Consider the following 15,749-nt stretch of genomic DNA (forward strand, 5'->3'; position numbering starts at 1 on the left):
GAAGTGTCAAAGTGAAGAGGTAATGACACTAAGGCATCTATTATTAATGATAATAATTTAAAGGTGCTTCGATAGGCGCGATGTACTCTCGCAAGAGGGGAAATCGCGCCAACTTCATATTATTAGGGAGCTTGGTGAAACGAACATGCATGACCAAAATATTGAAATGCTCGAAGAAGTTAAAGTCTTTTTACCAAGATTAATCCAATTTTGTTACACCGTTTCGGAGCTTCTCTATGTTCCGATTACAGAACAAACCTGGTCAGATTTCAGTGAATTGGTGCAGGGGATGGACGACCTGTATAGAACGGTACATGCAATTGGAAATGAGCTTGAGTCGAGCGAAGAGAATACCTTGTTACTCACGATTATTACTAACTTTACTGATCAACTGATTCTGAAGTTTGAAGAAATGAACCGTTTAATGGATGAGGAAGAATTTGTTCAGGCCGGTGACTGCATTAAATATGAACTAGCAGGGTTATTTCATGCCTTTGCGATTAAGCTTGGCGAAGGAAAAGAAGATGTCGTTACCAGGTTTTCGGCTAACCTTGCCTTCTTAGAAAAGAACTATCACCGTGCATTTGAATTGATAAAGAATATTAACCCAGATCGCTCTCGTTACCATATTACTTATGCGAGCAATGGGTCTCCCAATATATACATGCGGACAAGCGATAATAAGATGAAGCATTTATACAGTAATTACGAACCAGAGCATGAGGCTAGACGGTGGGTCGAATCGATGGAGGAAGCCTTAGCTGGTAAAACTAATCTGGTTGTATATGGTATGGGGCTAGGATATCACTTGCTTGAGTTGGCAAGAAAACATCCAAAGCTAAATTTAATAATTTTTGAACCGGATGAACAAGTACTATTGGCTGCCATGCAGGTTATAGATTTTGAAGAATTGTTTAAGCAGCTTCAGGTTCAAATATTTGTCGTTGGAGAAGATAAGGTAGTAAGAGGACGTACTTTCTTCCATTTCGTGAGGCTTGCAAGAGGAGAATCAGCTGTTACGTCTCTGCCTTCGTATGATAAAGTTGATGCACAAAGAAAGCTAGAATTTTTCAAAGATGCTCAGGATGCCCTGCTGCATTTTGAGTTGTCTTCTAAAACAGGGGCCTATTATGGCATCCAGCTTCTTCAGAACAGGTTGTACAATTTAGCTCATATCGTGAATACGCCTTCCATTCGAGACTTGAAAGATAAACTGAAGGGTCAGGCAGCAGTCATTGTTGGAGCAGGGCCTTCCTTGGAGAAAGATATTGAGACATTGAGGCAGTTAAAGAAACATGCGCTGATTATTGCGGCTGGAACATCTGTTCAGTCTTTAAGTCACTTTGGTATTACTCCGCATTTAGTTGTATCTGTAGATTTCGGAGAGTCGAACGGCACCGCCTTCAGCCATCTTGATTTGAGTGAGGTTCCTCTCTTGTATGCCCCACAAATCAAGTACACAGTTATTGAGGATAAGAAGAAGCTTATTCACTTCTTGCTGGAAAACGATTGGACCTATCGCAATATCGTTGGATGGGAGGATGAGGAGCCTATATTCTGTACGACTCCCTCAGTAACCGGTCCAGCCATTGAAGCGGCAATCTATATGGGTTGTACGGAAATTATTCTGACCGGGCAAGATCTTTCTTATCCTACCGATCAAACCTATGCTCCCGGAGCCAAACACATCTCACAAGAAGAGAGCGAAGCAATGGCGATCCATGCCCATCTTCAGGTTGAGAACGTACAAGGCGGGATGAACCGTACTAACCAGATGATGCAAGTCACTCTTAGTGAAATTGAGAAGTTCCTAAGTAATAATACGCATGTTAATTTCATAAACACCTCTCAGTTAGGAGCGAAAATCAAGCATACCGAATTTAGCCCTATGGAGAGTGTGCTGCAGCGTCTGAGCGATATCGACGTTCCGAATGATCTGTTGGAGAGGGCAATGGAAACCTATCTACGACCATTTGATGAACCACGGAAGTCGGAAATAACGAACCGTTTATTTCAAATGCCAATGAAGTATGATGATATTGAAAAGATACTAAAGCGGATAGAGCAGAAGATAGGCTTGCTGCCAGCATTAAGTCGAACGAAACCAGAGAAATGTCATAAGACCATGGTTGATATTGAAGAATTATGGGAGACTGTGGTTGATGATGAAATGTTTGCAGCTACAGTAGCTTTCGTAATTCCAAACGATTTCCGCTCCTATGACCGTGACCTTCCGGAGCTGGTAGAAGAGAAAAATATTATTCGAAAAGCTGATTTGTTTAGTAAGATACTAGGAACGCTTATTATCGCAATATTAGAGTGTTTGCCAATGGTTAATGCTATTGCGAAAGAAGCGGTAAGAAGAGTTGAAGCTTATGACCGAGAAAAAGTTTCCCAGTAAGGAGTTGCAATGTGGCTGTATTTCGTAAAGTATTAGTTACCGGAGCCGATGGATTCATTGGTTCGCACCTCACAGAAACCCTTGTCCGTCTTGGATATGATGTTCGCGCTTTTGTAATGTATAACTCTTTCAATTCTTGGGGCTGGCTGGATCAAGCAGCAGAAGATGTCCGAGGCAAATTTGAAGTGTTTTCCGGTGATATAAGAGATCCTCACGGAGTTGCAGAGGCGATGAAAGGATGCGATGCCGTTCTTCATCTGGCGGCGTTAATTGCAATTCCCTATTCGTACCATTCTCCGGATACATATGTAGATACGAATATTAAAGGGACTTTGAATGTTCTTCAGGCGGCGAGGCAGCTCGGTGTTCGCAAAGTGGTGCATACCTCCACAAGTGAGGTGTATGGAACCGCACTATACGTGCCGATTGATGAGAAGCATCCGCTGCAAGGGCAATCGCCCTATTCCGCTTCGAAAATCGGCGCTGATCAGATGGCACTCTCCTATTATCGCTCATTTGGATTACCGGTAGGGGTAATACGTCCATTTAATACGTATGGTCCAAGGCAATCGGCTCGTGCTGTCATACCAACGATTATTACGCAGTTGAAACAAGGCAATAGTGCGATTCAACTGGGAGCCGTTCATCCAACACGGGATTTTAATTACGTTGCAGATACTGTGAGAGGATTTATTGCGTTCTTGGAATCGGATCGAAGTATAGGCGAGGAAATCAATATAGGAAGTAACTATGAGATTTCAATCGGCGAAACAGTCCAAATGATTGCAAGACTAATGAATTCGAGCGTAGAGATAGGTTTGGATAAACAACGTATGCGTCCTGAGAAGAGTGAAGTAGAACGGCTGTGGGCAGATAACCGGAAGGCGGAATTGTTGCTTAACTGGAAGCCGGAATACGCTGGAAGCCTGGGACTGGAAGTCGGGCTGAGAAAAACGATTGAATGGTTCACGGAATCGGCAAACTTAAAACAATATAAAGCCGACATATACAACATCTAATTTAAGAAATGCAAGGAAGGAGTCGTTCCTCATGCAAGAGACCCAATCATTAGGCTCCGCTGTTGTAGATGTTATCAGACAATTGTCTGAGAAAAAAAATGACGCTGTTCTTCCGCTGCATGAGCCTGAGTTTTCCGGTAATGAATGGCTCTACGTGAAGGAGTGTTTGGATACGGGATGGGTTTCGTCTGCCGGCCGCTTCGTGGATCGTTTAGAAGGAGAACTTGCCTCGTTTACGAATTCTGCGCATGCGGTTGCTGTAGTAAATGGCACGGCTGCTCTTCATATTGCGCTATTGCTTTCCGGGGTAAAGCCAGACGATGAGGTTATTGTCCCTTCGCTTTCATTTGTGGCGACTGCAAATGCAATTATGTACTGCCAGGCAACACCGCATTTCGTGGATGTATCCTCTACGAATTTGGGACTGGACGCGGTTCGGTTGAATGATTATTTAGAGGAAATTAGCAAGATTGGAACTGACGGAAAGCTATATAACCGGATAAGCGGTAAACGTATAAGCGCCATAGTACCAATGCACACCTTCGGTCATCCGGTAGATATGGATGCCGTTCTTGAAGTAGCAGAGAGGTTTAATCTCATCGTTATTGAAGATGCAGCAGAGTCGCTTGGTTCTTACTATAAAGGCAAGTCCACTGGTACGTTTGGGCTATTTGGAATCGTTAGCTTTAACGGGAACAAAATAATGACAACCGGTGGAGGCGGTGCGATTCTGACGCAAAGCAAAGAACTGGCAGCTATGGCTAAGCATGTGACGACAACTGCAAAACTTCCTCATAAATGGTCGTTTGATCATGATATTGTCGGATACAATTATCGGATGCCTAATATCAACGCTGCTCTCGGCTGCGCACAATTGGAGCTTGTGCCAGGATTTCTTGCCCGTAAGCGTCTCTTGGCGGAAAAGTACAGCAAGGGATTTCAGGAGATTAAGGGCTTGTCTTTCCTCGAAGAACCGGCATATGCTTCTAGCAACTACTGGCTGAATGCCATTATACTGGACGATGAAGATGTCTTGGCTAGAGATGAGATATTGAGAATAACGAATGAAGCGGGTATTTTGACAAGACCGGTATGGACACCATTGCATCAGCTTCCGATGTACTCGAATTGTCCGCGAATGGACTTGCCTATAACAGAAAGCCTGCACAACAAAATTATTAATCTGCCAAGCGGTCCTTCAATTGTAGGTTAATAAATGTGGAACAGGAGAGGAATAGAGATGGGGCAGAAGAGGTTTGAAATCGGAAGTGAGTTCCCGCTCGATGCCGCCAATCTATCAACGAAAGAGGATACATTTGGACATAGGTTGAAAGCCTATCAATCTGTATTTTATAGCAGCGGGCGAGGCGCGCTGCGGGGAGTACTCCGGCAACTTCAAGGTGAAAGAGCACTCCTCCCCGCGTATATTTGCCAATCCGTAATAGACGCTTTTGAAGAAGAAAACTATACAGTATGCCTTTATCGGATCAAGACGGATTTATCTATTGACTTGGAAGATGTTAGAAGTAAACTTCACGAAGATACTGATATTTTATTTCTTATGCATTATTTTGGAAGACTTCAATCCGAGAATGACTTGGTACATCTGCGTGACTTATGCGATGCAAGTTCGGCCAAGATAATAGAAGATACAACACATAGTATTTTGACGCAATCGCATTCGATAGGGGACTATTGTGTTGCTAGTTTACGGAAATGGTTTGCATTGCCGGATGGCGGGGTCGCTTATTGTGTGTCGGGAAGATTGGATGAAGCTCCTGAGGCCTCAGAGTATTCTTTTACAAATGCTCGTGCAGCGGGTATGTTTCTCAAAGGGCTGTATCTCAATGGGTTGGCAGAAGGGAACGAAATGTATCGGGGATTGTTTATGGATGCTGAGAATGGGATCGATAATGATAACAAGGTTGAAGCCATCTCTCACTTCTCCAATGAACTATTAAATACATTTCATGTTGGGAAAGCCGCAGCCACTCGTATTCAAAATAAAGCTTATTTGGCCGAGAATATACATAACCGGTTTGTAACACCAGTCTTTGATAAACAAGACTCAAAGGAATGTTCTTTTTTTTACCCGTTATTTGTCGAAAACCGTGATGTTTTTCGTCGATATTTGAATGAAAACAGCATATTTTGTCCCGTGCATTGGCCGATTGACGACCATAGACTTCTCGAATTTGCAGATACTCGGTACATTTCCGAGTTTCTAATATCTATACCTATTGACCAACGCTATAGTCTGGCTGAGATGGAGTACATATGCAACGTTATTAACAAATACAGTGGCGGTAACATGGAGGGATGACATTGAAAGCATTTGATGAGATGTGGGAGCAAATCCATAAAGAAATGGAATGGGGGAAATACCCGTCAGAAGAAGTCATTCGATTTGTTGCTAGAAATTATTATGGAACGGAGCGTTCTAAAGTAAAGCTGCTGGATGCAGGATGCGGTACAGGTGCTATTTCCTGGTTTGCAGCAAGAGAAGGTTTTGCAGTTAATGGTTTTGATGGGTCGAAGACCGCGATCGGTAAAGCAGTGGATAGGCTAAAGAGTGAGGGGCTTACGGCTGAGCTGGAAGTAGGTGACGCGGCAGCTATGCCATATAGGAACGAAGAATTTGACGGAGTCATTGATTCCGCAATGATTTATGCCAACAAAGTTGAAACGATAAGGACCATTCTGAAAGAATGCTACCGTGTGCTGAAGCCAGGCGGGAAGCTGTTCTCTACCGGTCTATTCAAAATTGGGATGACAGGTTATGGGACCGGAGAGAAGTTGGAGGAACACACGTACAGAGAGCTAACAGAAGGGGCACTCGCACACCGTGGAACCGTTCACTTCTTTGATCAAGCTCAGATACTTGAATTATGGTCGGAGGCTGGATTTACAAATTTGAAAATGGATTCAGTCGAAAGAACAGATCGTAATGGAACTGTCCAGGTTAGCTTTTTCATGGTAGAATCCGAGAAATGATTTCAGGGAGGCAAGCATGGGAAGTCTCGAACTGATTGATTTTGATGATAAAGAGAAATGGAATCATATCGTTAAGTCCTTTAACAGCTATGATGTCTACTATCTGAACGAATATGTGTCGGCTTTCCGTCATGCAAACGACGGTAAGCCGCTTTTAGTTTATTTCTACGGTAATCGCATGCGGTTATGTTATGTCGTGCAGCAAAGCGATATTGCTGATGATACCAGATTCTCCGAGTATTTGAGTCAAGGTGAGTATTACGACTGGTCAACGCCATATGGCTATGGCGGACCATTAGCGGAAGATGTCGATGGGGCAGAAGTGGCCGATTTCTTCGACCTGCTCGGTGACTATTGCAGTAAGAATCAGATTGTTTCTCAGTTCATTCGATTCCATCCTCTTTTGCAAAATCAACTTGTATTTGAGGCCAACTGCAGCGTGCGCAAACTTAAACAAACGGTTTTCATGGATACTTCCGATAAACAAAGTATAGCTATCAATATGGATGCAAAAAACCGAAATATGGTGAAGAAGGCAGAAAAAAGCGGTATTGAAATCATGGTAGATAACAGCGATGAAGCTATATCGGCTTTCGTGGAACTCTATCGAGGTACAATGGAACGCAATCAGGCATCCCAGTATTATTACTTCAACTCCATGTTCTTTGACGATCTGTTTGTAAACCTTAAAGGGAGCTATTCTTTATTTCATGCTAAGTATGAGGGTGAAATTATAAGTTCCGCCATCATTATGCACAGTAATGGAAGCATGCATTACCATCTCTCGGCCTCGCAGCGAAGTTACATGCACCTGGCACCGAATAATTTACTGTTATATGCTGCGGCTTGCTGGGGGGCAGATAATGGTTATGAGAGGTTTCATCTTGGCGGGGGAGTTGCAGCGGTAGACAGCCTCCTGTCATTCAAGAAATCATTTAACAAACATGGTCTGATTGATTTCTATATTGGACGCAGCATTTTTTGCGAGGACAGCTATAAGAAGTTGCTAGACATACGTTCTGCTTCGAGTTCGGATTTCAAGGCGGACAATAACCATATGATTCAATACAGAGCCTAGTACAAGGGGTTGCTTAAACGATGAAACAATCACTTATCATTGCCGAAGCCGGCGTTAACCATAATGGAGAAATGAAATTAGCCTATCAATTAATCGATGTCGCAGCTGAAGCTAAAGCGGATTATGTTAAATTTCAAACGTGGAAAAGCGAGCATGTTATATCCAAATTTGCTCCTAAAGCAGAGTACCAGAAAGAAACTACCGGCGAAGAAGAATCTATGCTGGAAATGGAAAAAAAGCTGGAGTTTCCATTCGAAAACTTTGTTTTACTGAAAGACTACTGCAAGCAGAGGGGCATTGGCTTTATGTCGACGCCGTTTGATATCGAGAGCGCGAAGTTCTTGTTTTCTATTGGAGTGGATATGATTAAAATTCCTTCCGGAGAGATAACGAATTTGCCCTTTCTTGAAGTCATTGCGGAACATGACTGCCCGGTTATTCTCTCAACGGGCATGTGCGAAATAGAAGAAATTGAGGAAGCTATCCGCATTTTGACAAGTAAGGGAAACGCTAATATCTCGGTCTTGCATTGCAACACGCAATACCCAACTCCGATGCAAGACGTGAATTTGCGGGCTATGGGGACGCTTAAAGAAAAGTTTGGTACCCCTGTAGGACTGTCCGACCACTCCCTGGGCATTGAAGTTCCGATTGCTGCAGTAGCGATGGGGGCGGAAGTGATTGAGAAGCATTTCACTTTAAGTCGAGACATGGAAGGGCCAGATCATAAAGCAAGCGTTGAGCCGGAAGAGCTTTGCAGCATGGTTCAAGCAATACGAAATATTGAATTGGCCATGGGGACTGACACTAAACATGTCACAGATTCTGAAAGAGAAAATATTGCAGTTGCACGAAAGAGCATCGTGGCGTCGAAACCTGTTTTACGAGGCGAAATGTTTACAACGGAAAATATTACAACCAAACGGCCGGGTACAGGCATTTCACCTATGAAGTGGTACGAAGTGCTGGGCAGCAAGGCAATAAGGGATTTCGAAGAAGACGAGTTGATTGAGCTATGACAAGCAAATATAAAATTTGCATTGTTACGGCGACAAGGGCGGAATATGGTCTGCTAAGTTCCGTTATCAAACGTGTCCATAACGATCCGGAATGTGAATTACAGCTTGTTGTAACCGGTACCCACTTAGTACCCGAATTTGGACTTACCTTCGAAGAAATTGAGAATGATGGGGTCCCAATCACTCGAAAAATTGATATATATCAAGGCAACGAGGAAGCTCAGGTGCTTAGAACTATGGCCTTAGCCAGCAGTGAAATTGGACAAGCATTAGTAGAGTTAAATCCAGATATGGTGGTTCTACTCGGTGATCGATACGAATTGCTTCCCATTGCTGGCGCATGCGTCATTCTAAATATACCGATTGCTCACATCTCAGGCGGTGAAGTGTCGGAGGGGGCTATTGACGAATACATCAGGCACGCCGTGTCCAAGCTTTCTTATTTGCATTTCACTTCGACTGAAGATTATCGAAACAGAGTTATCCAGTTAGGTGAAGCGCCGGAGCGGGTGTTTAATGTCGGAGATTTAGGTATTGAGAATATTCAAAGTTTAAGACGGTTAAGTAAAGAACAGCTGGAAGAAGATTTGGGTATTATCATTGGGCCTAACATGCTTCAAGTGACCTTTCATCCTACAACCCTTGAGGCGGATTCAGAGCAGCAGTTTGGACAGTTGCTGGCAGCCTTGCAAGAAAGACCGGATTTTCAGATTGTATTCACAAGACCAAACGCGGACAGTGGGAGTGACCGCCTAAACCAAATGATTGATGAGTTTGTTGCTAATAATCCTCATCGGAGTTATGCCTTCGCATCGCTTGGTTATGTAAGGTTTCTAAGCTTAGTATCTTACTGTTTAGCCATGGTAGGGAACTCTTCAAGCGGCGTTGTCGAGGTGGCAAGCCTGAAAGTGGGATCAATCAACATCGGAAACAGGCAAAAAGGAAGAATTTGTGCGGACTCTGTCATTCATTGCAGACCTGAAAAAGACGATATAATAGTATCCCTTGATTTTATTTGCTCCGCTGAATACCGATCGAATGTTTTAGAGGTTAAAAATCCATATGAATCTAACGGAACTTCGAAGCAAATCGTTGACTATATGAAGGAAAGTTTGGACAACTATGCAGGGATGCAAAAGTCTTTTTATAGAGGTGATTGAGATGAAAGCCATTGAGGACATCTTTGTTTATCCAGCAACGACAATCATTGAGGCTCTTCATATCATTGATCGCGGATCTGTGCAAATTGCACTTGTAGTAGATGAGGAACAGCGTCTCCTAGGTACGATTACGGATGGCGATGTACGAAGAGGCATTTTGCGTGGAATTGAGTTAACTTCGCCAGTTTCTCAGGTTATGAATCGCGAACCTCGAACTGCCAAACTGGATATGGATCGCGATATGATGCTAAGCATCATGCAATATTTGAATTTAAGACAATTTCCTGTGCTGGACAATGACGGCAGGGTGGTTCGTCTTGAACTGATAGATGAATTACTTCAACGAGGAAAAGACACTAAAGACAACTGGGTTGTAATTATGGCTGGTGGACTCGGAACAAGGTTGGGTGAATTGACCAAGGATTGTCCAAAGCCTCTGCTTCGTGTTGGTGCGAAGCCGATACTGGAGATTATCTTAGAAAGTTTCGTGGCTAGTGGCTTTCATCGTTTTTACTTATCTGTTAATTATCGGGCGGATATGATTCGTGATTACTTTGGCGACGGTACGCGCTGGGGCATAGAAATTCGTTATCTTCATGAGACCAAGCGTCTTGGAACGGCAGGGGCACTGGGACTGCTTCCGGAGCAGCCTAACTCGCCGATCATTGTTATGAACGGAGATTTGTTGACGAAAGTGAACTTTCGGCAGTTGGTCGATTTTCATCTTGAATCGGGCTCAAAGGCTACGATGGGGGTTCGCGAGTATGAGTTTCAAGTACCTTACGGAGTCGTACAGGTGGAGAGCAACAGGCTTCGGAGCATAGAAGAGAAGCCTGTACAGAAGTTTTTTACGAATGCTGGTATTTATGTGCTTAATCCGGAAATTTTACATAAGATTCCGCAAGATATGTACTACGATATGACCACCTTGTTCGAGGAAACATTGGGTAATGATTTGACTACTTCCGCCTTTCCAATTCGGGAATATTGGATCGACATTGGAAGGCTCGATGATTTCGAACGGGCGAACGGCGAGTTTTTGGAGGTATTCGGATGAGAGCGGTTGTCGTAGGGTACGGATCAATTGGTCAGCGTCATGCGCGTTTGCTGCAAGCCATGAATGTGGAAACGGCAGTCGTTAGCGGTAGAGATATTGATTTTCCGATTGTATTCCATCATTTGAAAGAAGCCGTCGAACAATTTGCGCCAAACTATATAATCATCGCCAATAAATCATCTGAACATCACTCCACACTGCTTCAGCTTATCGAATATCATTGGAAGGGTACAGTGCTCGTTGAGAAACCTCTTTATCATGAGGAGAAGACGTTGCCTAACGATCATGGGCTGCGGATCTTTGTTGCGTATAACTTGCGTTTCCACCCATTACTGCTAAAACTTCGTTCAGCGCTTAAGAATGAACGACTTTTATCCATTACGGCATATGCCGGTCAATATTTGCCCACTTGGCGCCTTCAAAGGGATTATCAATTGAGCTACTCCGCGAGGAAGGAAGAGGGTGGAGGTGTGCTCCGCGATTTGAGCCATGAACTGGATTATCTAAACTGGCTGTGCGCTGGATGGGTGCGATTAAGTGCTCTTGGGGGCCAGGTCAGTTCATTGGAGATAACCAGTGAAGATACGTGCGGTATTCTTATGGAAATGAGAGAGTGTCCGCTAGTAACGCTCCAGATGAACTATTTGGATCGGCCAGGACGCAGAGAGCTATTGATCCTTACAGATCGCCATACTTTCAAAATTGATTTCAGTAAAAGGCTATTTATTCAAGACAATCATTCTGAAGTCATTACAGTAGATCGCGATGAAACGTACATCGCGCAACATACGGCCATTATGAATCAACAGTGGGATCGCCTCTGTTCTTTACAGGAAGGACAAGACATTGTCAGGATGATAGATGCAGTTGAGCGATCCATATTGAACAGGGAGTGGGTAATGAATGAGTAAGCTGTGTTCGATTTGCGCTAGAGGTGGATCCAAAGGAGTCAAGAATAAAAACATTCGCGAAATGCATGGCAAACCTCTCATTGCCTATAGTATTGAGCAAGCCCTTAAATCGCAATTGTTTGAGCACATCGCCGTAAGTAGTGATTCGCCGGCTATTCTTGAGGCAGCTGCCAAATGGGGAGCTGATATTCTGATCGAGCGCCCGCTTGAAATGGCTAGTGATACGTCTGCGAAGCTTCCTGCCATTCGGCACTGCGTCCAACAAGCCGAGGAGAAAACAAATAAGACATTTTCCATCATCGTCGATTTAGATGCTACTTCTCCTTTACGTACAACCGAAGATATTATTAACTCGGTTAATTTGTTGGAAACTAGAGGCGTATCTAATTTAATTACAGGAGCACCTTCCCGTCGATCGCCTTACTTCAATCTCGTGGAAATGAATGATGAGGGCTTCGTACGTCTTTCCAAATCACCTGATAAGCCTATCGTCAGAAGACAGGATGCGCCTAAATGCTTTGATATGAATGCATCCATATATATTTGGAAAAGAGAGATTTTGCTGAATGATTATCCGTTATTCCTTCCGGATACCGTATTATATGAAATGCCTGAGGATCGATCGGTGGATATTGACAGTGAGCTGGACTGGCGCGTAGTTGAATGGATTATGGGGAGTCGGAAGGAGGAAGTGACAGTATGACCTATTCTTATAAAGCTTCGTTCGAGTTAAGTGGGAAAACTGCTATCGTAACAGGGGCTCTCGGGATTATAGGAAGCAAGGTTTGCACGGGGCTTGCAGAGTTCGGAGCAAACATCGTAGCCGTTGATTTGAACGAAGAGGCGGCAAACGATTTTGCTGGCAAATTAGCATTGAACTTTGGGGTTCAGGCAGTTGGCATCGGTTGTAACGTTGCTGATCCCGATGATGTCGCGATTATGGTAGAACGTGCGGTGAACATCATGGGAGGTGTTCACATCTTACATAACAACGCAGGCTATAAGCCGCTGGTAAGGGAGCAGTATCTGGCTCCATTCGAGGAGTACACACTGGAACAGTGGCGTGAAGTAATGTCTGTAAATATTGACGGCGTGTTTTTGGTAGCCAAAGAGGTTGGCAAGCAAATGGTCGAACAAGGCGTCGGTGGAACGATTATCCAAACTGCCTCCATCTATGGCATCATGGCTCCTGATCACCGTATCTACGAAGGCTCGAGTTACTTGGATAAGCCCATGGCGTCACCTGCAGTTTACTCCGCTTCAAAAGGCGGCGTTGTGGCTTTGACAAAATATTTAGCCGCATACTGGTCTAAGCAAGGGATTCGTGTGAACACGATTACTCCAGGAGGGGTCGAAAGTGGGCAAAACGAGGAGTTCAAACGCAATTACTCAGCCCGAATTCCGCTTGGTCGAATGGCAGAAGCAGATGAAATGGTTGGAGCGGTTTTATATCTAGCCTCCGACGCATCCAGTTATGTTACAGGACAAAACATTATCGTTGATGGCGGGTTAGATGCCTGGTAACAAATTATTACAAGTATAATGTGATGAGTGTTAGATAAAGATAGAAGCCTTGGCAATTAGCCGAGGCTTCTTTTGTTACGTTCTATGGGGGGATGGGACAATATGCAGCAGAGGAACCGCGGACTCGATTGAAAATTGATAGGTGTTCATTTCAGTTTGAATTGTATTTGGAGTATAGATGAGTTCAGTGCCAGTATCGAAGTTGGTTTTGTTCATAACATGATCAAATAATAGCAGAAAGTCTGCATCCAAACCATGATGAGCAGATTTAAATATAGGCCCTAGTGCTTCCTGTTCTGAAATGGCCTCAAGTGTGCAATGACTCACTTCGTTGCAAAACGCTAGTTTATCTTGTAATGATATGAGTATATCTTCACTACCATGAAAACTTTGTATAATGCATTTATTATTGACTTGCCTATAAAGATCCTTAAGATGCAGCAGTTGAGGATCAAAATCCATTTCTGTTGCAAGATAATGATACATAATTTGAATGTCTAATAATCCTCTGCTTACGGAGGTCCCCCTTAACTTCTTTAAGAAGTTCGGGAATAACCAAGATGAGTTGTCGATTAGTAATGTAAAAAGTCCCGGATAAAATGCATTACATAGGTAAGCTAAGTAAGATCCGTGTGAATGTCCATACACGATAACTTTTTTAGTATTGAAAGTATAATCATTGTCTTTAAGAATTTCGATTACATAAAACAGGGCAGTGAGATTATCCAATGCTTGCATGATCCCCATATCGTTAAAATTAGAGAGGCTTTCATTAAGATCTGCCTTGAAGCGAACAGCTCTGGGTTGAGCGTGATTACTATTGAGTAATCGCTGGAGTCCGTCAGCCTTACTGAAGTAATGTGCGATTTCTTCTTGAGTAAACATCTCACGTAGTTCACTGATACTCATATCAAGGGAAAGCGGATCGCCGTGCTGCATAAATTCTTGACCAAAATAATCACATTGCACGACTACTAAATTATGTTGATCGGAGAACTGCTTCCTCATTTTAGAGTATACCTTGGAATTGGAGTTCCCGCCGAAGCCGGAAATAAGCAACAATATGCCAGTTTCTTCATTGACTCCTTCAGTGGGTTCCGTAAAGCAAAAACTTAACTCTCTCTCGCTATAGGAGTTGTAGATGTTTGGATGGGCAGACCAACGCAATGTATATTCTTTCGACATTCAAAATCCTCCAATTAATCGTGAGCAAAATAGATATGCCTATTTATCGGTTTTTACTTCTAATTCGAACAGATTGTTTATGCTGTATCTAGGGGAAATAGATTTATTTAAACTTGCTATTAACATGGAGTAAATAAGCGATGACACGGGATCCACCTAAAATGTATTCGCTTACAAAAAAATATTGACAATATTGTGAAAGCGGTGTTATATTCGATTTGTGGGCCACGCCTAGTGATCTCGCAGCTATTTGAAGATGAAGGGAATGTTCTCAATGCAAGGTAAAGTTAAATGGTTCAACGCAGAAAAAGGTTACGGTTTCATCGAGACAGAACAAGGCGGCGACGTATTCGTACATTTCTCCGCAATCCAATCCGAAGGTTTCAAAACTCTTGAAGAAGGCCAATCCGTAGAATTCGACATCGTCGAAGGCGCGCGTGGTCCTCAAGCTGCAAACGTTACTAAACTGTAATCATACCGCTGTTAAGCGGCCACATAATAAATGGTACGCGCTTAACCGAATGATCGGCAGAAGCCCTGGGCAACCAGGGCTTTTTCTTATGTTTACCCACTAATCTACGTCTAGAAACTAGAAACTACTTAATTATCAGATATTTCAAAAAATACAGAAAATAGCTTTGAGATCGCCCAGATAGGGTGTTATAATAAGACTATGTAAAAGGAGGAATGCCACATGAAATACAACATTCGAGGTCAACACATCCTGGTGACAGACGCCTTGCGCGAATATGTCGAGAAGAAGCTAAGCCGCCTAGAAAAGTATTTTGAAGAGCCGATTACCTCCGAGACAAACGTTACGATGTCAGTTACGAAAGGCAAACATGTCATTGAAGTCATGATTCCACTCTCGAACGCAATGCTAAGAGCAGAGGAGAAGAGCGAGGATATGTACGCTTCCATCGACTTGGTAGTGGACAAACTGGAGCGTCAAATTCGCAAACATAAAACTAAAATCAACAGCCGATATCGCAAAGAAAGCGGCATTCGCACGATGTTCAAAGATGACGGCGCAGCAGTTCGGGTACTGGAGGAAGAGGACGACTACGAGCTAGTTCGAACGAAACGCTTCCTATTAAAGCCGATGGATGTGGAAGAAGCGATTCTGCAAATGAACATGGTCGGGCACAGCTTCTTCATGTTCGCGAATGCGACTACCAAAGAAGTGAATGTCGTCTATAAGCGCAGCGACGGTCGATATGGATTAATTGAAGCAGACTAATATGGAACACATCGGGCCCTGGGAAACCGGGGCTCTTTTTGCTTAAGGGCGGGCATGTAGGTCTAGGAAGCGGCATATAATGGAGACGCCTCTACGTGCAACCTGCTAGAAATACAGGATCATAGCGGGTTTTCGTGCGCAATCCAGCTTCTGCCTCGGGG

The 15,749-nt window shown here is 43.5% G+C and carries 15 protein-coding genes; 14 read left to right on the forward strand and 1 reads right to left on the reverse strand.

Going from position 1 to position 15,749, the window contains the following annotated elements:
- Positions 1–145 precede the first annotated feature (145 nt).
- From BLW29_RS18705 to BLW29_RS18760, 12 genes are read left to right on the forward strand one after another with little or no spacing between them, the layout of a single operon-like run.
- Positions 146–2,401 carry a motility associated factor glycosyltransferase family protein gene (locus tag BLW29_RS18705; protein ID WP_090982364.1) on the forward strand — a complete coding sequence of 752 codons (2,256 nt, stop codon included), beginning with the start codon at positions 146–148 and terminating at the stop codon, positions 2,399–2,401.
- A gap of 11 nt (positions 2,402–2,412) precedes the next feature.
- Complete coding sequence (locus tag BLW29_RS18710; protein WP_090982366.1) at positions 2,413–3,420, forward strand: NAD-dependent 4,6-dehydratase LegB; 1,008 nt, start codon at positions 2,413–2,415, stop codon at positions 3,418–3,420.
- 31 nt (positions 3,421–3,451) lie between these two features.
- Entirely contained in the window at positions 3,452–4,633 is a 1,182-nt protein-coding gene (locus BLW29_RS18715) for a LegC family aminotransferase (RefSeq protein WP_090982368.1), read from the forward strand.
- Between the two features lie 27 nt (positions 4,634–4,660).
- On the forward strand, positions 4,661–5,743 hold the full coding sequence (locus BLW29_RS18720; RefSeq protein WP_090982370.1) for a DegT/DnrJ/EryC1/StrS family aminotransferase: 1,083 nt from the start codon (positions 4,661–4,663) through the stop codon (positions 5,741–5,743).
- 2 nt (positions 5,744–5,745) lie between these two features.
- Positions 5,746–6,414 carry a class I SAM-dependent methyltransferase gene (locus tag BLW29_RS18725; protein ID WP_177186705.1) on the forward strand — a complete coding sequence of 223 codons (669 nt, stop codon included), beginning with the start codon at positions 5,746–5,748 and terminating at the stop codon, positions 6,412–6,414.
- A gap of 16 nt (positions 6,415–6,430) precedes the next feature.
- The gene (locus BLW29_RS18730) at positions 6,431–7,492 is read left to right on the forward strand and encodes a GNAT family N-acetyltransferase (protein ID WP_090982374.1); all 1,062 of its coding nucleotides are present in this window, start codon (positions 6,431–6,433) and stop codon (positions 7,490–7,492) included.
- A gap of 20 nt (positions 7,493–7,512) precedes the next feature.
- Positions 7,513–8,511, forward strand: a complete 999-nt coding sequence (neuB, locus tag BLW29_RS18735; RefSeq protein ID WP_090982376.1) for an N-acetylneuraminate synthase — start codon at positions 7,513–7,515, stop codon at positions 8,509–8,511.
- Positions 8,508–9,671 carry a UDP-N-acetylglucosamine 2-epimerase gene (gene neuC / locus BLW29_RS18740; protein ID WP_090982378.1) on the forward strand — a complete coding sequence of 388 codons (1,164 nt, stop codon included), beginning with the start codon at positions 8,508–8,510 and terminating at the stop codon, positions 9,669–9,671. Before neuB ends, neuC begins: the two co-directional genes overlap by 4 nt.
- A gap of 1 nt (position 9,672) precedes the next feature.
- Positions 9,673–10,728: a nucleotidyltransferase family protein gene (locus tag BLW29_RS18745; protein WP_090982379.1), complete on the forward strand. Its 1,056-nt coding sequence runs from the start codon at positions 9,673–9,675 to the stop codon at positions 10,726–10,728.
- Positions 10,725–11,639 (forward strand): Gfo/Idh/MocA family protein, encoded by a 915-nt coding sequence (locus BLW29_RS18750; RefSeq protein WP_090982381.1) that lies wholly within the window; start codon positions 10,725–10,727, stop codon positions 11,637–11,639. The genes BLW29_RS18745 and BLW29_RS18750 overlap by 4 nt, the downstream gene beginning before the upstream one ends.
- On the forward strand, positions 11,632–12,342 hold the full coding sequence (locus tag BLW29_RS18755; protein ID WP_090982384.1) for an acylneuraminate cytidylyltransferase family protein: 711 nt from the start codon (positions 11,632–11,634) through the stop codon (positions 12,340–12,342). Before BLW29_RS18750 ends, BLW29_RS18755 begins: the two co-directional genes overlap by 8 nt.
- A complete protein-coding gene (locus tag BLW29_RS18760) occupies positions 12,339–13,163 on the forward strand; it encodes an SDR family oxidoreductase (RefSeq protein ID WP_090982386.1) in 825 nt (274 codons plus the stop codon). The genes BLW29_RS18755 and BLW29_RS18760 overlap by 4 nt, the downstream gene beginning before the upstream one ends.
- A 75-nt stretch (positions 13,164–13,238) precedes the next feature.
- Here the strand turns inward: BLW29_RS18760 and BLW29_RS18765 are convergent, their stop codons facing one another.
- Positions 13,239–14,348 (reverse strand): DUF2920 family protein, encoded by a 1,110-nt coding sequence (locus BLW29_RS18765; protein ID WP_090982387.1) that lies wholly within the window; start codon positions 14,346–14,348, stop codon positions 13,239–13,241.
- 274 nt (positions 14,349–14,622) lie between these two features.
- Between BLW29_RS18765 and BLW29_RS18770 the strand changes: the two genes are divergently transcribed.
- Complete coding sequence (locus BLW29_RS18770; RefSeq protein WP_090575545.1) at positions 14,623–14,820, forward strand: cold shock domain-containing protein; 198 nt, start codon at positions 14,623–14,625, stop codon at positions 14,818–14,820.
- 222 nt (positions 14,821–15,042) lie between these two features.
- Positions 15,043–15,588: a ribosome hibernation-promoting factor, HPF/YfiA family gene (hpf, locus tag BLW29_RS18775; RefSeq protein ID WP_090982389.1), complete on the forward strand. Its 546-nt coding sequence runs from the start codon at positions 15,043–15,045 to the stop codon at positions 15,586–15,588.
- The last annotated feature ends 161 nt before the right edge of the window (positions 15,589–15,749 follow it).

Origin of the sequence: Paenibacillus sp. CF384 (genome assembly GCF_900106745.1) — a bacterium.
GTDB lineage: Bacteria > Bacillota > Bacilli > Paenibacillales > Paenibacillaceae > Paenibacillus_Z.

Coding starts and splice junctions, on each gene's coding strand:
- BLW29_RS18755 (WP_090982384.1), top strand. CDS start 11,632: ATGAGTAAGCTGTGTTCGATTTGCGCTAGAGGTGGATCCAAAGGAGTC.
- BLW29_RS18720 (WP_090982370.1), top strand. CDS start 4,661: ATGGGGCAGAAGAGGTTTGAAATCGGAAGTGAGTTCCCGCTCGATGCC.
- BLW29_RS18770 (WP_090575545.1), top strand. CDS start 14,623: ATGCAAGGTAAAGTTAAATGGTTCAACGCAGAAAAAGGTTACGGTTTC.
- neuC (WP_090982378.1), top strand. CDS start 8,508: ATGACAAGCAAATATAAAATTTGCATTGTTACGGCGACAAGGGCGGAA.
- BLW29_RS18745 (WP_090982379.1), top strand. CDS start 9,673: ATGAAAGCCATTGAGGACATCTTTGTTTATCCAGCAACGACAATCATT.
- hpf (WP_090982389.1), top strand. CDS start 15,043: ATGAAATACAACATTCGAGGTCAACACATCCTGGTGACAGACGCCTTG.
- BLW29_RS18715 (WP_090982368.1), top strand. CDS start 3,452: ATGCAAGAGACCCAATCATTAGGCTCCGCTGTTGTAGATGTTATCAGA.
- BLW29_RS18730 (WP_090982374.1), top strand. CDS start 6,431: ATGGGAAGTCTCGAACTGATTGATTTTGATGATAAAGAGAAATGGAAT.
- BLW29_RS18760 (WP_090982386.1), top strand. CDS start 12,339: ATGACCTATTCTTATAAAGCTTCGTTCGAGTTAAGTGGGAAAACTGCT.
- BLW29_RS18705 (WP_090982364.1), top strand. CDS start 146: ATGCATGACCAAAATATTGAAATGCTCGAAGAAGTTAAAGTCTTTTTA.
- BLW29_RS18765 (WP_090982387.1), bottom strand. CDS start 14,348: ATGTCGAAAGAATATACATTGCGTTGGTCTGCCCATCCAAACATCTAC.
- neuB (WP_090982376.1), top strand. CDS start 7,513: ATGAAACAATCACTTATCATTGCCGAAGCCGGCGTTAACCATAATGGA.
- BLW29_RS18750 (WP_090982381.1), top strand. CDS start 10,725: ATGAGAGCGGTTGTCGTAGGGTACGGATCAATTGGTCAGCGTCATGCG.